Raw genomic sequence first — 20,444 nt, 5'->3', positions numbered from 1 at the left:
CGCCTTACGGGGCCAGCAGGCGCGTGAGCGCGCGAACATCGGCCGCCGTCGCGAGGCGCGCGGCGTTCTCGATGGCGCGGTAGCGCTTCACGATGTCTTCGCCCACCGGTGTGAGCGCCGTGCCGCCGCCGCGCGAACCGCCGGCGGCCGTGTTCACCGCGGGCGAAGCCAGCGTCTGGTTCATCTCGTCGATCAGCATCCAGGCGCGCCGGTAAGACATGCCGAGCAGGCGCGCCGCCGCCGAGATCGAGCCGGTCTCGGCCACGGCTTCGAGCACGGCGATCTTGCCGGGGCCGATGGCGATGGCGTCGTCCCGGTAGATGCGCAGGCGGAACTGGGCTTTGGATTTCATGGTGGCCGGAAGGGTAAACCATCCCGGCGCGAGCCATGCACGCGGCTACGCGGCGTCCAGCGCGCCGCTGTGTGCGCGCGCCTGCGCCTGCCATTCGGGCGTCTGCAGGAAAGCCAGCGCCGCGTCGAGCGCACGCGCGGGCCGCACGCCCTCTTGCGTCATGAAGCCGATGGGCGTGCGCACCTCGGGCGACACCAGCGGCAGCGCCTCGAGTTCGCGGTGGCTGCGCACCGCCGCGACCATGGCGCCGGGCAGCACGCTGCTGACGGTGCCCGCGCTCACGGCCAGCGCCAGCGTGAGCACGGAATTGGTTTCGATGGCCGGCGCCACTGCGGCCACGCCGGCATCGCGCAAGGCCTGGTCGATGATGGCGCGGTTGTGCATGTCGGGCGTGAGCAGGCACAGCGGCAGCGTGCCGGCGTCGGCCCAGGTGAGGGGGCGGCCGATGCGCAGCCGGTCCGCCGAGGGCTTCTTGGCGCGCCGCAGCAGGAAGTAGTGCTCGATGCTCTGCGGCCAGGCCTTAAGCTTGACGCCCGGCAGGTGCATGCGCTCGGTGTAGCCCAGGGCGAGGTCGACCGAAAGGTTTTCGAGGCCCGCCTCCAACTCTTGCGAACTCATGGAAAGCACGGCGGGCACGATGCCCGGATGGCGCTGCTGCAGCAGCGCGGCAAAGCGCGAGAGCATCGGAATCGCCGTCGGCACGGCGGCCATGCGCAGGCGCCCGCGCGGGTCATCGGCTTCGCTGCGCAGCTCCTGCAGCAGCACCTCGTTGTCGCGCAGCATGCGCTGAGCCGTGGCCAGCACGCGCTCGCCTTCGTGCGTGAGGCCCACGTAGGCGCGGGAGCGCTTGACGATGACGACGCCGAACTCGCCTTCGAGCGCGCGCAATGCATTCGAAAGGGCCGGTTGCGTGATGTGGCAGGCCCGCGCGGCTCGGCCGAAATGCTTGTGCTCGCTGAGTGCGACGAGGTAGCGCATGGAAGCGAGCAGGTTCATGCCTTTGCCTCCCCGCCGCCGCCGCTGCGCCTGCCCGAAGCCGCCATGCCGTCAGGTGTTCTTGCTGATCGAGATCGTCGGAAACTTTGCCGAGAAATCCTTTGCCTTCTCCGCAATGCCCACCGCCACGCGGCGCGCCACGGCCTTGTAGAGCGCGGCCACTTCGCCGTCGGGATCGGACACCACCGTCGGCGCTCCGCTGTCCGCCTGCAGCCGGATGTTGATGTCCAGCGGCAGCGCGCCCAGGTATTCCATCTGGTACTCGGCCGCCATCTTCTTGCCGCCGTCCGCGCCGAAGATGTGCTCCGTATGGCCGCAGTTCGAGCAGATGTGCACCGCCATGTTCTCCACGATGCCCAGGATCGGCACGCCGACCTTCTCGAACATCTGGATGCCCTTGCGCGCGTCGAGCAGCGCGATGTCCTGCGGCGTGGTGACGATCACCGCGCCGGTCATCGGCACACGCTGGCTCAGCGTGAGCTGGATGTCGCCGGTGCCCGGCGGCATGTCGACGATCAGGTAGTCGAGGTCTTTCCAGTTGGTCTGGCGCAGCAGCTGCTCCAGCGCCTGCGTGGCCATGGGACCGCGCCAGATCATGGCCTGGTCGGCGTCGACCAGGAAGCCGATCGACATCACCTGCACGCCATGGCGCTCCTTGGGCTCCATGTTCTTGCCGTCGATGCTCTCGGGGCGGCCGTCCAGACCCATCATCATGGGCTGGCTCGGGCCGTAGATGTCGGCGTCGAGCAGGCCCACGGTGGCGCCCTCGGCAGCCAGCGCCAGTGCCAGGTTGGCGGCCGTGGTGCTCTTGCCCACGCCGCCCTTGCCCGAGGCCACGGCCACGATGTTGCGCACGTTGGGCATCAGCTGCACGCCGCGCTGCACCGCATGGCTGATGACCTTGGTGACGATGTGGACCGACACGTTCTCCACGCCCGGCACCGTCTTGGCCGCGGCCACGAGCGACTTGCGGATGGCCGCGTGCTGGCTCTTGGCCGGGTAGCCCAGTTCGAGCTCGAACGAGACGTCGCCCTCGGCGATCTGGAGGTTTTTGAGCGAGCGCGTCGCTGCGAATTCTTTGCCGGTGTTAGGGTCCGTGACGCTCTTGAGCGCGTCCATGAGCCCGTCGGGGGTGAGTGCCATTGATCAAACTCCTGAATGGCGGGTAGTCTATTCGGCCCGCCAAGCCCACACCGGACCGCGCCCAATACCCCGGAATCCCAAGAAAACGCCGCGCAAGAGAAGAGACAAGAACGCAATGCCCGAGACACGCCCCGCCACCGGCCTGCTGCTGACAGGCGGCGGCGCCCGCGCCGCCTACCAGGTCGGCGTGCTCGAAGCCCTCGCCGCGATCCGGCGCGACGCCATGGCCGCCGGTGCGGCGGTCGGCGCCGGCAACCCGTTCCAGGTCGTCACCGGCACCTCGGCCGGCGCCATCAACGCCGCGGCGCTGGCCTGCGGCTCCGACGATTTCGACCGCGTGGTCGCGCACATCGCACAGGTATGGGGCAACTTTCGCGCCGAGCAGGTCTACCGCGCCGACTCGCTCTCGGTGCTCGGCAGCGGCGCGCGCTGGCGCATGCTGCTGGGCCTGGGGCGCTTCGCGGCCAACTGGATGCGCATCAAGCCGAAGTCGCTGCTCGACAACGCGCCGCTGGCCGACCTGCTCGCACGCCTGGTACCGCTGGACCGGCTGCCGGCGCTCATGCAGCAGGGCCATGTGCAGGCGCTGGCCGTCACGGCATCGAGCTACAGCTCGGGCGAGCACGTGACCTTCTTCGAGGCGGCCGTGCCGATGGAGCCGTGGGTGCGTTCGCAGCGTCAGTCGGTGCGTGACCGCATCACGCACGCGCACCTGCTGGCTTCGTCGGCCATACCCTTCGTGTTTCCGGCCACCGCGCTGCCGATGCCGCCGGGCCACACCGAGTACTTCGGCGACGGCTCGATGCGCCAGTCGGCGCCCATCGCGGCGGCGATCCACCTGGGCGCACAACGCATCGTGGTGATCGGTGCCGGCCGCATGCACGAGCCGCGCGACGAGGCCGCGCCCAACACTCACAGCGGCTACCCGACCATGGCGCAGATCGCGGGCCATGCGCTGTCGAGCATCTTTCTGGATGCGCTCGCGGTCGACATCGAACGGCTGCGCCGCATCAACCACACGCTGGGCCTGATCCCCGAAGAAGCACGCGCTGCGAGCACGCTGCGCCCGCTCGACCTGCTGGTGATTTCGCCGTCGGAGCGCATCGACATGATCGCGGCGCGCCACGTCGATGCGCTGCCGGGCGCGGTGCGGCACGTGCTGGGCGGCTCGAAGGTCGCGGCCGACGTGAAAGGCGGCGCGCTGGCGAGCTATCTGCTGTTCGAGTCGGCCTACACGCGCGAGCTGATGGCGCTGGGACGTGCGGATGCGATGCGGCAGCGCGATGAAGTCGTGCGCTTCTTCGGATGGGAGCTGAAGTGATGGCGCCAGCGGTCGACTGACATCCCGCCGCTCACTCGGCCTCGTCCAGCAGCCCCAGCACCACGTCCAGCAGCACGTTCGCGCCCTGCGCCAGGTCGGCGCTCGCCGTGTGCTCCTTGGGGTTGTGGCTGATGCCGCGCACGCTCGGCACGAAGACCATCGCGGCGGGGCAGAGGCGCGCCATCATCTGCGCATCGTGGCCCGCACCCGAGGTCATGCGGCGGTGGCGCAGGCCACGCGCGTGCGCGCTGGCTTCGATGGCGCGGACCAGCCGCTCGTCGAACTTCACCGGCTCAAAGCGCGCCAGCGTGCGGGCTTCGATGGCCACGCCTTCGGTCGCTTCGAGTTGCCGAAGATAGTTCGCCAGCTCGCCCTCGGCTGCCTGCAACCTCACTTCGTCGGTGTGGCGCAAATCGACCGTGAGCGTTGCGCGTGCCGCGATCACGTTGATGAGGTTGGGATGCAGGTCGATCGCACCGACGGTCGCGACCTGGCTGCCGCCGTAACGCCGCGCCAGCTCGCGCACGAACACCGCGATGGCGGCGGCGCAGTAGCCCGCGTCGTGACGCAAATGCATCGGCGTGGTGCCCGCGTGGTTCGACTGGCCGGTGACGACGATCTCCTGCCACGAGATGCCTTGCAGGTCGGCCACCGCGCCGATGGTGACGCCTTCGGCCTCCAGCACCGGACCCTGCTCGATGTGCAGCTCCACGAAAGCATGTGGCACCAGTGCGCCGCAGGCCATGTCGCCCGCGTAGCCGATGCGCGCGAGTTCGTCGCCCAGCCGTGCGCCATCAGTGGCGACGGTGTCGAGCGCCGCATCGAGCGCCAGGCCGCCCGCGTGCACCAGCGAGCCCAGCATGTCGGGCATGAAGCGCACGCCCTCCTCATTGGTGAACGCGGCGACCACGAAGGGGCGCAGCGTCTGGCGCTGGCGGTCGTTGAGCCAGCGCACCACCTCGAGGCCGGCCATCACGCCGTAGTTGCCGTCGTAGCGCCCACCCGTGGCGACGGTGTCGATGTGCGAGCCGGTCATCACGGGCTTCGCATCGGGCAGCTGGCCGGGGCGGATGCCGAAGATGTTGCCGATGCGGTCGATGCGCACGGTGAGGCCCAGGTCGCGCATCCATTGCACCAGCCGGTCGCGGCCGGCGCGGTCGGCGTCGGTGAGTGCGATGCGGCAGACGCCACCTTGTCCGGTGGCACCGATGGCGGCGTGTGCGTCGATGCGCGCCAGCAGTGCGGCTTCGGTGATGCCGTCGCGTTGCAGCCATTGCGCCTGCGCTGCCACGACTTCTTCGCCCGAGCGGCCGGTCAGCGCGCGGTACACGCCGGGCGCGGTCGCGCCTTCGGTGCTGAAGAGCAGCACGCGCGAGGTGGGGCCCAGGCCGGCGGCGCGCGCCAGTTCGGTATCGGCCGCGAGCACCTGCAGCGCAGCCAGGCCGGCCGCGCCGGACTCGCCGACCAGCACGGGCACGTCGCCCGCCGCGCCGCTGGCGAAGGTGCGCATGGCGTGCTCGGCGTCGGCATCGGTGACGGTCATGAAGAGGTCGACCGAGGGTTGCAGAAAACGCCATGCGAGCGGCGAGGTTTCGCCGCAGGCCAGCCCGGCCATCACCGAATCGACGCTGCCGGTGGCGCGGTCAGGACGGCCGCTGCGCGCGCTCTGCAGCAGGCAGTCGGCCTGCTCGGGCTCGACGACGATCAGCGTCGGCCGCGCGGCACCATAACGCTCCCACAAATGGCTGGCCACACCGGCCGCGAGCCCGCCGACGCCGCCCTGCACGATGACGTGGGTGAAGGGACACGGCGCGCCGGGCCCGGTGTTCTCGAACAGTTCGTCGACGAGGATGCCGTAGCCCTGCATCACGTCACGCGGAATCTCTTCGTAGCCTTCGTAGGAGGTGTCGGAAACCACCTCCCAGCCGTTCGCCTTCGCCAGCCGCGCGGCCTCTTCCACCGAGGCGTCGTAGTTGCCGGCGATGCGCACGATCTCGGCGCCGAGCGCGGCGATGGGCGCCTCGCGCTCCTCGCTGACCTGCGCGTGCAGCACGATCACGCACCGGCAGCCCATGCTCTGCGCGGCCGCGGCCAGTGCGCGACCGTGGTTGCCGTCGGTCGCGCTGATGACGACGAAGTCGCGCAGCGCCGCCGCGTGCCGGCCCGCGAACAGGTCGGCGGGTGTCCAGCCCCGCTCCGGCCAGCGGCGCAGCACCAGGCGCAGCAGGGCCACGGGCGCACCGAGCACCTTGAAGCTGCCCAGCGCGGAGCGCCGCGATTCGTCCTTGACGACCACCTGCCCGACGCCAAGTTGCGCGGCGAGCCGGGGCAGTGGCCAGGCCGGTGTGGGCTGCGGCGAGAGCCGGTCCCAGGTGGACAGCCACTGGCGGCTCTCGCGACCGCGTGCGATGTTCATGACGGCCTGCAGGGCCGCGTCGTAGCCGCGCCGTTGCGCGTGGGGATTGGCGAAGAGCATGGGAAGAAAACCGGAAAGGAAGAATGGATCAGGCGGCGGCGCGCACGGGAAGGCGCTGGCGCACGATCTGCGCGAAGTAACGCGCGCCCGTGGTCAGCACCGCGTCGTTGAAGTCGTAGCGGCCGTTGTGCAGCGGCGTGCCGCCGGGCTCGCCCTCGGCGCCGTTGCCCAGGAAGACGAAGGCGCCCGGCACGGCGCGCAGGAAGGCGCCGAAGTCTTCCGAGATCATCATCGGCGCGACGTTCGCATCAACGTTCTGTGCGCCCACCACGGCCGTCGCGGCGGCCACCGCGGTCGGCACGCATTCGGCCCAGTTCACGGTCGGCGCGAACTCGTGCGTGTAGCTGAAGGAGCACTGCGCGCCATGCATGCGGCAGATGCCTTCGCTGATCTCGCGCATGCGCGCCTCGAGCATGCGCTGCACCGCGGGGTCGTAGCTGCGCGTGTCGCCCTTGATTGTCACGTTCGACGGAATGACATTGCGAATGCCGTCGGTGATGAATTCGGTGCACGACACCACGGCCTGCGCGCCCGGGTCGAGCGTGCGCGACACGATGGTCTGCAGCGCCAGCACGACCTGCGCGCCGATCACGATCGGGTCGATGCCCATGTGCGGCCGCGCGGCGTGCGTGCCCCGGCCGTGGATGTGGATCACGAAGTTGTCCTCGCTCGCCATCAGGCCGCCCGTGCGCGTGGCGAAGGTGCCGGCGGGCAGGCCGGGCATGTTGTGCAGGCCGTAGATCTCGTCGACCGGGAAGCGTTCGAACAGGCCGTCGTCCATCATGGCGCGGGCGCCGCGGCCGTGCTCTTCGGCGGGCTGGAAGATGAAACGCACGGTGCCGTCGAAATCGCGCCGCTCGCGCAGCAGCTGCGCGGCGCCGAGCACCATCGCCATGTGGCCGTCGTGGCCGCAGGCGTGCATGCGACCGGGCGTGGCGGAGGCGTACGGCCGCTCGGTCGCCAGCTCGGTGATGGCCAGCGCGTCCATCTCGGCGCGCAGGCCGATCGCGCCCGGCCCGCTGCCGACCGTGAGGCTGGCGACCAGCCCGGTGCCGCCGATGCCGGTGTGCACCTCGAGCCCCAGCGCCCGCAGCGCGTTGGCAATGAAGGCCGAGGTTTTTGCCTCCTCGAAGCCGGTCTCGGGCATCGCATGCAGCTGGTGCCGCCAGCCGGTCAGCTGGTCGCGCAGGGGTGCGTCTGGAAACTTCATGGCGAGATGCTATTGACAACGCAGCGGGACAGGTGCGCAAAATGAGCCGCTGCCACGCAACGTTTTTGCGTAAAGCCAGCCCTTTCTCATGACACCCCTCGACGCCCTCGACCTGCGCCTGCTCGAACTGATCCAGGCCGACAGCCGCCTCTCGCAGGGCGAGCTGGGCGAGCGCATCCACCTGTCGACCGCAGCCGTGAACCGCCGGCTCAAGCGCCTGCGCGACGAGGGCGTGATCCAGCGCCACGGCGCCGTGCTGTCGCCCGCCGCGCTCGGGCATCCGCTCACCATCGTGGTCGAGGTCGAGGCCGAGAGCGAGCAGATCGAACGGCTCGACGCCATGAAGCAGAGCTTTCGCGACTGCCCGCAGGTGCAGCAGTGCTACTACGTGACGGGCGAGTGGGACTTCATCCTCGTGTGCGTGGTGCGCGACATGGCGCAGTACACGGCGCTCACCCGCCAGCTGTTTTTCCAGAGCAACAACGTCAAGCGCTTTCGCACACTGGTGACGATGGACCCGGTGAAGGTGAGCCTGGACGTGCCGGTGTTGGCGGGGGGCTGAGGGCGCATATTCAGCGCACCGACAACATCGAGCGCAGCATCAGCAGCACCGCACCGACGATCGGCGCCATGGCCAGCAGTCGCCCGGGTTCGAAGGCCAGCCCTGCGACGGCGCCGACGAAGCAGCCGGCCTTGATCCATGTCGGCACCGCGCCCCAGCCGCGCCGATGGGTCACCGCGAGAGCGGCCAGGGCGATCCAGCCGACCGCCCCGCCGGCGACCGACAACATCCAGCTCAGCAGGTAGAACGCCGAGTCCGCATCGCGGAACGCGAGAGCCGTGCCCAGGCCGCGCCAGGTGTGCCACCAGCCGTCGAACAGCACGAAGCCGGTGGCCGAGGCGGCCCACCAGAAGAAGGCGTAGAGGCTGGCAATGCCGGCGAGGGCCGCCAGCCCACCCAGCAGGCGGCGGGTGATGTCGTCGAAGGGCGTGTGGTCGCGCCAGGCGGCTGTTTGTCCGTGGTCCATCGTCGAAGCTCCATGGGGTTCGCAAGGGGTCCGACGGTAGGCCGCGAATGTGCGGGCTGAATGAAGCCTGTGTGAAGCGCGGTATCAGGCTGTCGGCGCGTCGGGCGCAATGCCCAGCTCCGCGCACACGCGGCCCAGCAGCGCCTTCAGCGACGCCACCTCGGTCTCGAGCCGCGCCACGTTGGCCTTGAGCGCCGCGACCTCGCCGAGCGAGTCGCCGGGCGTGGCAAACGCGCCATCGCCCGACGCGCCCGGCCCCGCCACCTCTTCCGCCGGCGGCCCGCTCAGCAGGTGCGCCCAGCGGCTTTCGCGCGCACCGGGCAGGCGCGCCAGTTTCACCACGAGCGCGCCAGCCGGTCGCTCGGCCAGTTCGTTGAGGAAGCCCTCGACCGACGAGATGTCGGCGAAGTTGTGCATGCGGTCGCAGGCGATGCGCAGCTCGCCGGCCGTCTGTGGGCCGCGCAGCATCAGCACCGTGAGCAGGATGACCGACTGCGACGGAATGCGCAGCACGCGGTCGATGTTGTGCTCGTAGCGGAAGGCGCGCCCGCCGCTGGTCTCGGCCACGAGGCTGTAGCCCTTCAGGCTGTCGATGGCGGCCTGCACCTGCGACTCGCTGAGTTCGAGCACCGGGTTGCGGCTGGTCTTCTGGTTGCAGCCCGACACCAGCGAGTTGAGCGTGAGCGGATAGCTGTCGGGCACGGTGCGCTGCTTTTCAGCCAGCACCCCGAGCACACGGGTTTCGAGGAGGGACAGGACGGGCAGCGGTGTGGACATGGCTCAGGGAAAAAAGCAGAAGTGGAAAGGCAACGGGAACTCAGGGCGCCACCACGGCCAGCATCGGCCCGAGGTCGCGCACGAAGTCGTTGCGCTGCAGTGTCTTCGAGTACAGCGCCGACACGGTGCCGTCGAGGTACAGCGCGTCGCGGCAATGCAGTACATCGCGCAAGTAGAGCGCGAAATCGTAAAAATTCACCGGCGTTTCGGCAAAGACGAAGATGGCCGTCGAGCCTGACACGCACACGCCGTTGCGGGTCTTGCGCGAATCCGAATTCGGAATGAGCGCCGGGTGCACCTCGCCCTGGCGCAGCAGCAGCGGACCCGACTGCGTCGCCAGCTGCACGCGGCCCTTCGCAGCGATCACGGGGTACTCCGACGCTTCGACGATGCGCGGCCCCTCGGCTGTCACCAGGAACACGCCGTTGGGCTTGCGAAAGAAATTGCCGACGCCATCGGCCAGGTTCAGCGGCGCTTCTTCGCGGCCTTCGCGCACCAGCAGGCCGACCGGCGAGAAGTCGGCGTGGTACATGCCGGCGTTCACCGCGAACAGCAGCTGCCTGCGGCGCGCCTTCAACCAGGCTTCGAGCCGGTCGAAGCGCTTGAAGGCGGTGCCCTTGTCGTCGTTCAGGAACAGCGCGAGCCGTTCGGTGCGAAGGTCGACTTTCACGACCGTGTAGCGCGGCGCATCCGTGGCCCCGGAGGCAGACCACGCCAGCCCAGCGAGCACAAGGACCAGCGCAGGCAGCAGCTTTTTCATGCGACGGCCTGCGCTGCTGTTTTTCCCTGGCTCAGCCGCCGTTGATGCGCGCGACCAGCGCCTTGGTGAAAGCGGCGGTGTTCGCCGTGCCACCAAGGTCGCCGGTGCGCACGTTGTCGATGTTCAGCGTCTGGTCGATGGCCGTGCGCAGGCGCGCGGCCAGCTCGGGCATCTTCGTGTGGTCGAGCATCATCGCGGCGGCCAGCAGCAGCGCGGTGGGGTTGGCGATGCCCTTGCCGGCGATGTCGGGCGCCGAGCCGTGCACGGCCTCGAAGATCGCGGCGTCGGTGCCGATGTTGGCGCCCGGTGCCATGCCCAGGCCGCCGACGAGGCCGGCCACGAGGTCCGACAGGATGTCGCCGAACAGGTTGGTCGTCACCAGCATGTCGAACTGCCAGGGGTTGAGCACCAGCTTCATGGCGCAGGCGTCCACGATGATCGAGTCGAGCTCGAACTTGCCCTTGTACTTTTCGGCGTAGAGCTGCTCGCCGGTTTCCAGGAACAGGCCGGTCAGCACTTTCATGATGTTGGCCTTGTGCACCAGCGTGACCTTCTTGCGGCCGGCGGCAATGGCCGTGTCGAACGCGTACTCGAGCACGCGGCGGCAGCCCTGGCGCGTGTTGATGCCGGTGGCCATGCCCACGGCGTGCGGGTCGCCATCGATGCGCACGTAGTGCTCGTGGCCGATGTACAGGCCCTCGAGGTTCTCGCGCACGATCATCAGATCGATCTTCTCGAAGCGCCCGCCCGGGATGATGGTGCGCGCAGGGCGCAGGTTGGCGTACAGCTGGAACTCCTCGCGCAGCCGCACGTTCGACGAGCGGTAGCCGCCGCCCGAGGGCGTCTCCAGAGGGCCCTTGAGGGCGAGGCGGGTGCTGCGGATGCTGTCGAGCGTGGCCTTGGGCAGCGGATCGCCCGAGGCCTTGACGCCGCCGAGGCCGGCGATCTGGGTGTCCCAGGCGAAGGGCGCCTTCAGCGCATCGAGCGCGGTCAGGGTGGCGTCGACGATTTCGGGGCCGATGCCATCGCCGGGGATCAGGGTTGCGGGAATGGAGGTGGTCATCGGCTGCGGCTCGCTTTCTGGCGTTCTGTATCGGAGATCGAAGCATACGTCGCGCGCGAGACACCCCGCGCGTTTGCAGGTCACTCGCGCCCTCAAACACCGGGGCGGGCGCAGGGTGGGCGCCGCCACCTAAAATGCCCGGTTCCTCCGCCCGTCCGTCACTCCCGAAAGCGCCCTCCCCGATGTCCGCCCCGCGCAAGCTCTTCGTCACCACCGCCCTGCCGTATGCCAACGGCAAGTTCCACATCGGCCACATGATGGAATACATCCAGGCCGACATCTGGGTGCGGAACCAGCGAATGAATGGCGCCGACGTCAACTTCGTGTGCGCCGACGACGCGCACGGCGCGGCCATCACCATCGCGGCCGACAAGGCCGGCGTGACGCCGCAGGCCTTCGTGGCCGAAATCGCGGCCGGCCGCAAGCCGTACCTCGACGGCTACTACATCTCGTTCGACAACTGGCACTCGACCGATGCGCCCGAGAACCACCAGCTCGCGCAGGACATCTATCGCGACCTGCGCAAGAACGGCCTCATCGAAACCAAGAGCGTCGAGCAGTTCTACGACCCCGAAAAGGGCATGTTCCTGGCCGACCGCTTCATCAAGGGCGAATGCCCCAACTGCCACGCGAAGGACCAGTACGGCGACAACTGCGAGGTGTGCGGCGCCGTGTACGCGCCCACCGAGCTGATCAACCCCTACTCGGCGCTGTCGGGCGCCAAGCCCGAGCTGCGCAGCTCGGAGCATTTCTTCTTCAAGCTGTCGGACCCGCGCTGCGAGGCCTACCTGAAGGAATGGACCGCCGCCCCCGGCCACGTGCAGCCCGAGGTGCAGAACAAGATCCGCGAGTGGCTCTACAAGGACGACGAAGGCAAGGGCGGCCTGGGCGACTGGGACATCAGCCGCGACGCGCCCTACTTCGGCATCGAAATCCCCGACGCGCCGGGCAAGTACTTCTATGTGTGGCTCGACGCGCCCGTGGGCTACCTGGCCTCGCTGAAGAACCTGCTGGACAAGCGCTGCATCGAGTTGGGCGGCGACGGCATCTCGTACACCGAGTACATGGCCGACCCCGAGCTGGAGCAGGTGCACTTCATCGGCAAGGACATCATCACCTTCCACACGCTGTTCTGGCCCGCGATGCTGCATTTCAGCGGCCGCAAGGCGCCCAACGCCGTGTACGTGCACGGCCACCTGACGGTGAGCGGCGAAAAAATGAGCAAGAGCCGCGGCACCGGCATCGACCCGCTCAAGTACCTGTCGATCGGGCTCGACCCGGAATGGCTGCGCTACTACATCGCGGCCAAGCTCAACGGCCGCAACGAGGACATCGACTTCAACCCCGACGACTTCGTGGCGCGCGTGAACAGCGACCTCGTGGGCAAGTACATCAACATCGCCAGCCGCGCAGCCGGCTTCATCGGCAAGCGCTTCGGCGGCCAGCTGGGCGCGGTGTCGGCCGACGGCGAAGCGCTGCTGTCGACGCTGCGCGCCGCGGCGACGCAGGTGCAGTCGCTGTACGACGGCCGCGACTACGCCCGCGCGCTGCGCGAGGTGATGGCGCTGGCCGACAAGGTGAACGAGTACGTCGACCAGAACAAGCCCTGGGAACTGGCCAGGAAGGAAGGCGCCGAGACGCGCCTGCACGACGTGTGCACGGTGTGCATCGAGGCCTTCCGCCTGCTCACGCTGTACCTGAAACCCGTGCTGCCGGCGCTGGCCGTGAACGTCGAGGCCTTCCTGAAGATTTCGCCGCTGACCTGGGCCGACGCCGCCCAGGCCCTGCCGGCCGGCCACGCCATCGGCGACTACAAGCACCTGATGCAGCGCGCCGACCCCAAGCAGGTCGACAAGCTGTTCGACGTGCCCGAAGCCGCAGCAGCCGCTGCGCCCGTCGCCGTGCAAGCGCAGGACCTGCCGGGCGGCGAAGCCATCGCGCCGACCATCACCATCGACGACTTCGTGAAGATCGACCTGCGCATCGCGAAGATCGTGGCCTGCGAGAAGGTCGAGGGCTCGACCAAGCTGCTGCGCCTGACGCTCGACGCGGGCGAGGGAAAGACGCGCAACGTGTTCAGCGGCATCGCCTCGGCCTACCAGCCCGAGCAGCTCGTGGGCAAGCTCACGGTGCTGGTCGCCAACCTCGCGCCGCGCAAGATGAAGTTCGGCATCAGCGAAGGCATGGTGCTGGCCGCGAGCCACGGCGACGAAAAGGCCCATCCGGGCATTCACGTGCTGGAACCCTGGCCGGGCGCGACGCCGGGCATGCGGGTTCGCTGAAACCAGGAGATCACACCATGCCGTTGCTGCTGCGCGCTCTTGTGCTGTCGTCACTTCTCGCTGCGCTGGGCGGCTGCGCGGTGGTCAGCGTCGCGAGCACCGCCGTGAGCGTGGGCGCCGGCGCGGTCGGCCTGGCCGCCGATGCCGCCATCGGCACCGCACGCATCACGGGCAAGGCCGTGGGCGCCGCGGCCGACGCGGTGATCCCCGACAGCGAGGACTGACAGCCGTTCAGCGCGGCAAGCCGAGCGCCGCGAGGTGCGCAGGCGTGTGCTGCGCCTTCTCCTTGCGCACGAAGGCCGAGCGCAGCGCCGCGTGCGGCTCGGCCGGATCGAAGAAATTGCGCCGCATGTGCGCCAGCTCCTCGTCGCGATAGGCCTGCAGCGGCTTGGCCGCTTCGTCGCGGGCGCGCGCCGCCTGCTTCTGCACAAGGCGCGCAGCCAGGTCGGGCGATGCCGCCAGTTGCGCGGCCAGCCGGCCGACCTCGTCACCCAGCTCTTCTGGTGCGGCCTGCAGTACGCGCTGCGCCAGGCCCAGCGCCACCGCGCGTTTCGCACTCACGGGCAGCGCGGACTGCGTGAGCCGCAGGGCCTCGGGGGCGCCCACTCGGCGCGGCAGGCTGTAGGTCCAGTACTCGGAGCCGTGCAGTCCCATGAGCGTGTAGTGCGGGTTGAGCACCACGCCGTCGCGGCACCACACCTCGTCGGCCGCGAGCGCGAGCATCACGCCGCCGGCCGCGGCATTGCCGCCCAGCGCAGCCACCGTCAGGCGGTCGGTGGTGGTGAGCACGGCCTCGACCAGGTCGTTCATCGCGTGGATGTTGGCCCATGATTCCCCGGCCGGGTCGGCCGCGGCCTCGATCACGTTCAGGTGGATGCCGTTGGAGAAGAAGTCGCGCAGCCCGCCGAGCACCAGCACCGATGTCGGGCGCGTGCAGGCGAAGCGGTAGGCAGCCAGCAGGCGCCGGCATTGCGCAGTGCTCATGGCCCCGCCCGCGAACGAGAAGTTCAGCACGCCGACAGGGCCGTATTCGCTGTAGCGCATGTCGGTCCAGGTGCGGCGGCCGGCGGGCAGCTCGAGCGGCGCGGGCACCTCAGGCAAGCCCGCGGGCAGCCGCGCACCCAGCGCTTCGACAGCCGGCAGCTTGTAGCTCGGCAGGCCGGAGCCCGGCTCGCGCCAGGGCCGCAGCTGGGTGAGCCAGACCGCGCCATCCACGGTGGCTCGGCAGACCGCGCCGGTGCGGGTGGCGATCAACTCGCCGGGCGTGCCGCGCAGTTCATCTTCGGCATGGCCGCCGTGCAGGAACCACGATGCGCCGAGCAACTCGTCAAGCACGCCGGGCTGCGAGTCGGCCGCGCGCAGGTGCCGCAGCACCGATTCGGTGGTCTGCGTGGCCCAGTCGATGCGGCGCTCGGCCTGTTTCATGAAGGGCCGCCAGCCGGCAGCGAGGTCGGCCGCCTTCTGCCGCTTCGGCTTGTACGTGCCCGAGGCGAAGCGCTCGACGGCCAGCAGCACGGCGTCGACGGCGGCATCGGCCACCTCGCCGCGGTACAGGTCGCTCTTGCCCGCTTTCGGCGGCACCCTCAGCGGCGACCACGCCCAGACGTCGCCCGCGTCCATGTCGGCCACGGCTTCGAGCACGGTGACGCCCCAGCTGTCGACGCCGTCCTGCAGCGTACGGTCGAGCGAGGACGGGCCCCGGTCGCCGGGCGGGCCAGGGTGCACGATCAGGCAGGTGTGGGCGCGCCAGACATCCTCGGGAATCGCGGTGGTCAGCATCGGCGCGACGACGAGCGCGGGCGCGTGCTGGCGCACCGCTTCGCGCAAAGCCTGGTCGTCGCCGAGCGCCAGCACGATGCCTGCGGTGTGGCCCCGGTCCTGGAGCTCGGCCAGCACGCGCTGCGTGAGACTGTTGAACGCGCTCGCGACGAGCAGGATGTGCATGGACGACCTCATTGATGTTTGTTTCAAAACGTCAAAAATGTATCTTCCAGCCTCGCTGCCGATAAGCTGACTGAAAGTACTCACACCGGGAAATCGCGGGGCCGCCGCGACGGCCGGGCCACAATGACCGCACATGTCGTCGCCGCTGAAACTCACCCGCTTTCGCCCTCGCCTGCTGGACACGATGGCGGGCTACGACCGGGGGCGGTTCCTCAGGGACCTGGGCGCGGGCGCCACGGTGGGCATCGTGGCGCTGCCGCTGGCCATGGCCTTCGCCATCGCCTCGGGGCTCAAGCCCGAAGCCGGCATCTGGACGGCGATCATCGCGGGCTTCCTGATCTCCTTCCTGGGCGGCTCGGCTGTGCAGATCGGCGGGCCGGCGGGCGCGTTCATCGTGATCGTCTACGGCATCGTCGAGCGCTACGGCGTGGCCAACCTGCTGATCGCCACGGCCTGCGCGGGCGTGCTGCTGTTCATGGCGGGGCTGTTCGGGCTCGGGCGGCTGGTGCGCTTCGTGCCGCTGTCGATCGTGGTGGGCTTCACCAACGGCATCGCGGTGCTGATCCTGCTGTCGCAGCTCAAGGACCTGCTCGGCCTGACGGTGGAGCGCATGCCGGCCGACGTGTTCTCGCAGCTGCACGCGATGGCGCTGCGGCTGGACACCTTCAACCCGTACGCCTTCGCGCTCGGGCTGGCCTGCGTGCTCGGGCTGCTGGCGTGGTCGCAGCTGTTTCGCGGCGACTCGGCGCTGGCACGTGCGGTGCAGCGCGTGGGTGGCCGGTGGGTGCAGACGCGCCCGGTGCAGATCGTCGGGCGCATCCCGGGGCCGATCGTCGCGCTGGTGTCGCTCACGCTGGTGTCATGGGGCTTCGCGCTGCCGGTGGAGACCATCGGCACACGCTTCGGCGGCATTCCCGAGGGCGTGCCGGCCTTCGCGCTGCCCGACTTCTCGTGGGAGACCGTCAAGCAGCTGGTGACGCCGACGCTGACCATCGCGCTGCTCGGCGCCATCGAGTCGCTGCTGTGCGCGCGCGTGGCCGACCAGGTCAGCGGCCAGCCGCGCCATGACCCCAACCAGGAGCTGATGGCGCAGGGCATCGCGAACATCGTCACGCCCTTCTTCGGCGGCATGCCGGCCACGGGCACCATCGCGCGCACCGTGACCAACATCCGCTCCGGCGGCAGCTCGCCCGTCGCGGGCATCGTGCATGCGCTCATGCTGCTGCTCGTGGTGCTGCTGGCGGCGCCGCTGGCGCGCCACGTGCCGCTCGCGGTGCTGGCGGGCATCCTGGTGTTCGTCGGGCTGAACATGGGCGAATGGCGCGAGTTCACGCCCGGCCAGCTGCGCCACTTCAGCCGCCACTACCGGCTGCTGATGCTCGGCACCTTCTTCCTCACCGTGGTGTTCGACCTCACGGTGGCGGTGCAGGTGGGCATCGTGCTGGCGTGCGCGCTCTTCATCCGGCGCATGAGCGGGCTGTTCAGCGTCGAACTCGTGACGCTGCAGCCGCCGGTGCTCACCTACCGGTTGTACGGCGCGATGTTCTTCGGGGCGGCGGCCAAGCTCGACGAAGCAGTGAACGCCGCGGAGCGCGCGCCGCGCGGCATGACGGTGGTGCTCGACGCCACGCACCTGATCTACATCGATGCCACCGGTGTCGATGCGCTGCGGCAGTTGCACCGTGCGGTGCTGGCGCGCGACGGCTTGCTGCGCATCGAGTCGCTGCAACCGCAGCCGCTGGAGGTGCTGGAGCGTTCGGGTTTTGCCGAAGAGCTGACGACGGGCCAGCCCGGCGCGTCGCACGGCGCGTAGCTGTCAGGGCGCCTCGGTGCCCCGGTCGGGCGACGACCCGCTGCGCACCACGCGCTGATCGTCGTTCAGCGTGGCGGTGAAGACCATCGCCGAACTGGGCGGCTGCACCCAGCGCCATTCCCATTCGGTCTCGCGCTTGAGCGCATAGGGCGTGACCTTGGCGGGCTTGCCCAGCAGCTTGCGCAGGTCTTCCATCATCATGCCGGGCTGCACCTTGGCGAAGTTCTCGGGCGTGAGCACCTGGCGCAGCGCACTCATCTTGCCGTCCGCGCCGATGGTGATCATGTAGTTCTTCTGGCCCTGCGGCTGGCGGTTGAACTCCAGCACGCGGCCATTGGGCACGTCCCAGACGTTCTCGGGCTCGCCGAAGCGCGCGCGCACGTCGGCCTCGGTCGAGACGCCTTCTTCGAGCTCGCTGATGCGCTGCGGATCGCAGCCCGCGAGCCCGATGAGTGCTGCCAGCAGTCCTGTCATGAGGCCGATCCGGGCCTTCTGGATTCGTTGCATGCGGTCCCCGGTAAAATTCGAGCGATAAAGGTCCAGTCTATGTCTATCTTCCGTCGCCCCCACTACACCTCCGAGATCACGAACTTCATCGAGGAGATGAAGGAAAAGAAGCCGACGCTGGAAGCCGAACAGCGCGCCGGCCGCGCCCTGCTGTGGGACAAGCACCTCGACCGCAGCCTGCTCGAGGAGTACAGCGAAGCGCGCGTGCCGATGCAGCCGTACGTCTACCAGACCCAACCCAAGTGAATGGTGCCCACCCGGCATCCCGCCGCCCAGCCTGCGCGCACAGCTATTAAGTTGATAGCAGCCGCCTCATGAGCGCAGACGAGGACAACGGCACGATCGTGGCCAGCATGCCCGAGGTCGTCGACCAGGTCGCCCTGGCCCGGCTCTACGGCGAGCCGCTGTTCGCGATGCCGAAAGACCTGTACATCCCGCCCGAGGCGCTGCAGGTTTTTCTGGAGGCCTTCGAGGGCCCGCTCGACCTGTTGCTGTACCTGATCCGCAAGCAGAACTTCAACATCCTCGACATCCCGATGGCGGGGCTCACGCGGCAGTACCTGAGCTACGTCGACGAAATCCGCCAGACCAACCTCGAGCTCGCGGCCGAGTACCTGCTGATGGCCGCGATGCTGATCGAGATCAAGTCGCGCATGCTGCTGCCGCCCAAGAAGGTGGCCGACGGCGAAGAGGCCGAAGACCCGCGCGCCGAGCTGGTTCGCCGGCTCATGGAGTACGAGCAGACCAAGCTGCAGGCCGCCGCCATCAGCGCGTTGCCGACGTACGGGCGCGACTTCTGGAAGGCCCAGGTCTACATCGAGCAGTCGATCAAGCCGCGCTTTCCCGACGTCGACGTGGTCGAGTTGCGCGACGCCTGGGCCGACATCATGAAGCGCGCCAAGCTCGTGCAGCACCACAAGATCTCGCGCGAGGAACTCAACGTGCGCGAGCACATGAGCATCGTGCTGCGTCACCTGCAGGGCCAGCGTTTCGTCGAGTTCGAGAAGCTCTTCGACGTCTCGCGCGGCGTGCCGGTGCTGATCGTCACCTTCATCGCGATGCTCGAGCTCGCGAAGGAGACGCTGATCGACATCACGCAGGCCGAGGCCTTCGCCCCTATTTACGTCCGGCTGGCCTACTCGCCGGCCTGACCCAACCGGTTCCCACGCCTGTGACTTCCGCCGTTCGCGACTTCGACGTCCTCATTGTCGGCAGCGGCCTCGCAGGCCTGTCCGCCGCGCTGCACCTGGCCCCCACGCACCGCGTGGCCGTGCTCACCAAGCGCGCGCTGAACGACGGCTCCAGCGCCTGGGCCCAGGGCGGAATCGCGGCCGTGCTGGCGGCGGGCGACAGCTTCGACGCCCACGTGGAAGACACGCTGGTGGCCGGCGCCGGCCTGTGCGACCCCGAGGCCACGCGCTTCGTGGTCGAAGGCGCGCCGCAGGCCATCGGCTGGCTGCGCGAACTCGGCGTGCCCTTCTCGGAAGAAGGCAAGGAAAACGGTGGAGGCCTGCACCTGACGCGCGAAGGCGGCCACAGCCAGCGCCGCATCGTGCACGTGACCGACGCCACCGGTGCGGCCGTGCAGCAGGTGCTGATCGAGCGCGTGCGCCGCACGCCGAACATCACGCTGTTCGAACACCACACGCTGGTCGACCTGGTCACCGGCACCAAGCTCGGGCTGGCCGATCCGTCCTGCCAGGGCCTGTACGCGCTGGACGACGAGACCGACGAGGTGCTGGCCTTCCGTGCGCCACACACCATCCTGGCGACCGGCGGCGCGGGCAAGGTGTACCTGTACACGACCAATCCCGACACCGCCACCGGCGACGGCATTGCCGCCGCCTGGCGCGCGGGCTGCCGGGTGTCGAACCTGGAGTTCATCCAGTTCCACCCGACCTGCCTGTACCACCCGCATGCCAAGTCGTTCCTGATCAGCGAGGCGGTGCGCGGCGAAGGCGGGCTGCTCAAGTTGCCCGACGGCACGCGCTTCATGCCGAAGCACGACGAGCGCGCCGAGCTCGCGCCGCGCGACGTGGTGGCCCGCGCCATCGACTTCGAGATGAAGAAGCACGGCCTGGACTGTGTGTACCTCGACATCTCGCACCAGCCGCCCGCGTTTCTGAAAGAGCACTTCCCCAACATCCTGGCGCGCTGCCTGGAGCTGGGCATCGACATCACGCGCGAGCCGATTCCCGTGGTGCCCGCCGCGCACTACACCTGCGGCGGTGTGCTCAGCGACCTGGCCGGTCGCACCGACATCCCGGGCCTGTACGCCATCGGCGAAACCGCCTGCACCGGCCTGCACGGTGCCAACCGGCTGGCCAGCAATTCGCTGGTCGAGTGCATGGTGTTCGCGCGCGCCGCGGCCGACGCCATTGCGCAGGCGCCGTCGCGCGAATGCGCCGCGCTGCCCGCCTGGGACGAAAGCCGCGTCACCGACGCCGACGAAGCCGTGGTCATCTCCCACAACTGGGACGAGCTGCGTCGCTTCATGTGGGACTACGTCGGCATCGTGCGCACCAACAAGCGCCTGGAGCGTGCGAGCCACCGCATCGCGCTGCTGCAGGCCGAGATCCAGGAGTTCTACGCGAACTTCCACGTCACGCGCGACCTGCTCGAACTGCGCAACCTGGTGCAGGTGGCCGAGCTGATCGTGCGTTCCGCGCAGGCCCGCCACGAGAGCCGTGGCCTGCATTTCAGTCGCGATTACCCTTCGCTGGCCGAGCCCACCGCACCCACCGTGCTGGTGCCACCGGCCGACTGAGCCCA

Annotated in this window: 19 protein-coding genes and 1 pseudogene; 8 read left to right on the top strand and 12 right to left on the bottom strand. The window is 69.1% G+C overall.

The window, feature by feature from the left end; translation table 11 throughout:
• Positions 1-4: 4 nt before the first annotated feature.
• Genes ASD34_RS14035 through apbC form a run of 3 tightly spaced genes read right to left on the bottom strand, consistent with a single transcriptional unit; the run spans position 5 to position 2,491 of the window.
• Complete coding sequence (locus ASD34_RS14035; protein ID WP_056578386.1) at positions 5-352, bottom strand: winged helix-turn-helix domain-containing protein; 348 nt, start codon at positions 350-352, stop codon at positions 5-7.
• A gap of 45 nt (positions 353-397) precedes the next feature.
• The gene (locus ASD34_RS14030) at positions 398-1,348 is read right to left on the bottom strand and encodes a LysR substrate-binding domain-containing protein (RefSeq protein ID WP_056578384.1); all 951 of its coding nucleotides are present in this window, start codon (positions 1,346-1,348) and stop codon (positions 398-400) included.
• Between the two features lie 51 nt (positions 1,349-1,399).
• Positions 1,400-2,491 (bottom strand): iron-sulfur cluster carrier protein ApbC, encoded by a 1,092-nt coding sequence (gene apbC / locus ASD34_RS14025; RefSeq protein ID WP_056578382.1) that lies wholly within the window; start codon positions 2,489-2,491, stop codon positions 1,400-1,402.
• Between the two features lie 115 nt (positions 2,492-2,606).
• On the opposite strand from apbC, the gene ASD34_RS14020 reads away from it, so the two are divergent.
• Positions 2,607-3,812, top strand: a complete 1,206-nt coding sequence (locus tag ASD34_RS14020) for a patatin-like phospholipase family protein (protein WP_056578380.1) — start codon at positions 2,607-2,609, stop codon at positions 3,810-3,812.
• A 31-nt stretch (positions 3,813-3,843) separates the two neighbouring features.
• Here the strand turns inward: ASD34_RS14020 and ASD34_RS28235 are convergent, their stop codons facing one another.
• From ASD34_RS28235 to ASD34_RS14010, 3 genes and pseudogenes are all read right to left on the bottom strand, one after another.
• Positions 3,844-5,103 (bottom strand): M20 family metallo-hydrolase, encoded by a 1,260-nt coding sequence (locus ASD34_RS28235; RefSeq protein WP_414929886.1) that lies wholly within the window; start codon positions 5,101-5,103, stop codon positions 3,844-3,846.
• Positions 5,089-6,288: pseudogene (locus ASD34_RS28230) on the bottom strand (diaminopropionate ammonia-lyase); the annotation flags it as partial. The gene ASD34_RS28235 and the pseudogene ASD34_RS28230, both read right to left, overlap by 15 nt.
• 28 nt (positions 6,289-6,316) lie before the next feature.
• Positions 6,317-7,498, bottom strand: a complete 1,182-nt coding sequence (locus ASD34_RS14010; protein WP_056578375.1) for a M20 aminoacylase family protein — start codon at positions 7,496-7,498, stop codon at positions 6,317-6,319.
• Positions 7,499-7,586: 88 nt separating this feature from the next.
• Here ASD34_RS14010 and ASD34_RS14005 point away from each other — a divergent pair, with 88 nt between their 5' ends.
• Positions 7,587-8,060: an Lrp/AsnC family transcriptional regulator gene (locus ASD34_RS14005; protein ID WP_056578373.1), complete on the top strand. Its 474-nt coding sequence runs from the start codon at positions 7,587-7,589 to the stop codon at positions 8,058-8,060.
• A 10-nt stretch (positions 8,061-8,070) separates the two neighbouring features.
• Here the strand turns inward: ASD34_RS14005 and ASD34_RS14000 are convergent, their stop codons facing one another.
• The 4 genes from ASD34_RS14000 to ASD34_RS13985 all read right to left on the bottom strand — a co-directional run bounded on the left by ASD34_RS14000 (position 8,071) and on the right by ASD34_RS13985 (position 11,126).
• Complete coding sequence (locus ASD34_RS14000) at positions 8,071-8,526, bottom strand: hypothetical protein (RefSeq protein WP_056578371.1); 456 nt, start codon at positions 8,524-8,526, stop codon at positions 8,071-8,073.
• A gap of 84 nt (positions 8,527-8,610) precedes the next feature.
• Positions 8,611-9,303, bottom strand: coding sequence for a YceH family protein (locus ASD34_RS13995; protein ID WP_056578368.1), 693 nt, complete (start codon positions 9,301-9,303; stop codon positions 8,611-8,613).
• A 40-nt stretch (positions 9,304-9,343) separates the two neighbouring features.
• Positions 9,344-10,063, bottom strand: a complete 720-nt coding sequence (locus ASD34_RS13990) for a phosphodiester glycosidase family protein (protein ID WP_056578366.1) — start codon at positions 10,061-10,063, stop codon at positions 9,344-9,346.
• 31 nt (positions 10,064-10,094) lie between these two features.
• Positions 10,095-11,126 carry an isocitrate/isopropylmalate dehydrogenase family protein gene (locus tag ASD34_RS13985; protein WP_056578364.1) on the bottom strand — a complete coding sequence of 344 codons (1,032 nt, stop codon included), beginning with the start codon at positions 11,124-11,126 and terminating at the stop codon, positions 10,095-10,097.
• Positions 11,127-11,308: 182 nt separating this feature from the next.
• On the opposite strand from ASD34_RS13985, the gene metG reads away from it, so the two are divergent.
• Both metG and ASD34_RS13975 read left to right on the top strand, forming a co-directional pair.
• Entirely contained in the window at positions 11,309-13,408 is a 2,100-nt protein-coding gene (gene metG / locus ASD34_RS13980) for a methionine--tRNA ligase (RefSeq protein WP_056578362.1), read from the top strand.
• Positions 13,409-13,425: 17 nt separating this feature from the next.
• A complete protein-coding gene (locus ASD34_RS13975) occupies positions 13,426-13,632 on the top strand; it encodes a hypothetical protein (RefSeq protein ID WP_056578360.1) in 207 nt (68 codons plus the stop codon).
• 7 nt (positions 13,633-13,639) lie between these two features.
• Here the strand turns inward: ASD34_RS13975 and ASD34_RS13970 are convergent, their stop codons facing one another.
• The gene (locus ASD34_RS13970) at positions 13,640-15,352 is read right to left on the bottom strand and encodes a hydrogenase maturation protein (RefSeq protein ID WP_056578358.1); all 1,713 of its coding nucleotides are present in this window, start codon (positions 15,350-15,352) and stop codon (positions 13,640-13,642) included.
• Between the two features lie 133 nt (positions 15,353-15,485).
• Here ASD34_RS13970 and ASD34_RS13965 point away from each other — a divergent pair, with 133 nt between their 5' ends.
• Positions 15,486-17,165 (top strand): SulP family inorganic anion transporter, encoded by a 1,680-nt coding sequence (locus ASD34_RS13965; protein WP_056578356.1) that lies wholly within the window; start codon positions 15,486-15,488, stop codon positions 17,163-17,165.
• 3 nt (positions 17,166-17,168) lie between these two features.
• Here the strand turns inward: ASD34_RS13965 and ASD34_RS13960 are convergent, their stop codons facing one another.
• Positions 17,169-17,672, bottom strand: coding sequence for a hypothetical protein (locus ASD34_RS13960; protein WP_056578354.1), 504 nt, complete (start codon positions 17,670-17,672; stop codon positions 17,169-17,171).
• Positions 17,673-17,711: 39 nt separating this feature from the next.
• On the opposite strand from ASD34_RS13960, the gene ASD34_RS13955 reads away from it, so the two are divergent.
• From ASD34_RS13955 to nadB, 3 genes are all read left to right on the top strand, one after another.
• Entirely contained in the window at positions 17,712-17,918 is a 207-nt protein-coding gene (locus ASD34_RS13955) for a DUF3460 family protein (RefSeq protein WP_056578352.1), read from the top strand.
• A gap of 68 nt (positions 17,919-17,986) precedes the next feature.
• Positions 17,987-18,823, top strand: a complete 837-nt coding sequence (locus ASD34_RS13950; protein ID WP_056578351.1) for a segregation and condensation protein A — start codon at positions 17,987-17,989, stop codon at positions 18,821-18,823.
• 20 nt (positions 18,824-18,843) lie between these two features.
• Entirely contained in the window at positions 18,844-20,439 is a 1,596-nt protein-coding gene (gene nadB / locus ASD34_RS13945) for an L-aspartate oxidase (protein WP_056578349.1), read from the top strand.
• The last annotated feature ends 5 nt before the right edge of the window (positions 20,440-20,444 follow it).

The sequence above is a fragment of the Variovorax sp. Root473 genome, from assembly GCF_001426505.1.
In the GTDB taxonomy this organism is placed as follows: domain Bacteria; phylum Pseudomonadota; class Gammaproteobacteria; order Burkholderiales; family Burkholderiaceae_C; genus Variovorax.
Note: the sequence above shows the minus strand (reverse complement) of the source record. Positions and strands in the feature narration are given on the sequence as shown.

Coding starts and splice junctions, on each gene's coding strand:
- ASD34_RS14035 (WP_056578386.1), bottom strand. CDS start 352: ATGAAATCCAAAGCCCAGTTCCGCCTGCGCATCTACCGGGACGACGCC.
- ASD34_RS14030 (WP_056578384.1), bottom strand. CDS start 1,348: ATGAACCTGCTCGCTTCCATGCGCTACCTCGTCGCACTCAGCGAGCAC.
- apbC (WP_056578382.1), bottom strand. CDS start 2,491: ATGGCACTCACCCCCGACGGGCTCATGGACGCGCTCAAGAGCGTCACG.
- ASD34_RS14020 (WP_056578380.1), top strand. CDS start 2,607: ATGCCCGAGACACGCCCCGCCACCGGCCTGCTGCTGACAGGCGGCGGC.
- ASD34_RS14010 (WP_056578375.1), bottom strand. CDS start 7,498: ATGAAGTTTCCAGACGCACCCCTGCGCGACCAGCTGACCGGCTGGCGG.
- ASD34_RS14005 (WP_056578373.1), top strand. CDS start 7,587: ATGACACCCCTCGACGCCCTCGACCTGCGCCTGCTCGAACTGATCCAG.
- ASD34_RS14000 (WP_056578371.1), bottom strand. CDS start 8,526: ATGGACCACGGACAAACAGCCGCCTGGCGCGACCACACGCCCTTCGAC.
- ASD34_RS13995 (WP_056578368.1), bottom strand. CDS start 9,303: ATGTCCACACCGCTGCCCGTCCTGTCCCTCCTCGAAACCCGTGTGCTC.
- ASD34_RS13990 (WP_056578366.1), bottom strand. CDS start 10,063: ATGAAAAAGCTGCTGCCTGCGCTGGTCCTTGTGCTCGCTGGGCTGGCG.
- ASD34_RS13985 (WP_056578364.1), bottom strand. CDS start 11,126: ATGACCACCTCCATTCCCGCAACCCTGATCCCCGGCGATGGCATCGGC.
- metG (WP_056578362.1), top strand. CDS start 11,309: ATGTCCGCCCCGCGCAAGCTCTTCGTCACCACCGCCCTGCCGTATGCC.
- ASD34_RS13975 (WP_056578360.1), top strand. CDS start 13,426: ATGCCGTTGCTGCTGCGCGCTCTTGTGCTGTCGTCACTTCTCGCTGCG.
- ASD34_RS13970 (WP_056578358.1), bottom strand. CDS start 15,352: ATGCACATCCTGCTCGTCGCGAGCGCGTTCAACAGTCTCACGCAGCGC.
- ASD34_RS13965 (WP_056578356.1), top strand. CDS start 15,486: ATGTCGTCGCCGCTGAAACTCACCCGCTTTCGCCCTCGCCTGCTGGAC.
- ASD34_RS13960 (WP_056578354.1), bottom strand. CDS start 17,672: ATGCAACGAATCCAGAAGGCCCGGATCGGCCTCATGACAGGACTGCTG.
- ASD34_RS13955 (WP_056578352.1), top strand. CDS start 17,712: ATGTCTATCTTCCGTCGCCCCCACTACACCTCCGAGATCACGAACTTC.
- ASD34_RS13950 (WP_056578351.1), top strand. CDS start 17,987: ATGAGCGCAGACGAGGACAACGGCACGATCGTGGCCAGCATGCCCGAG.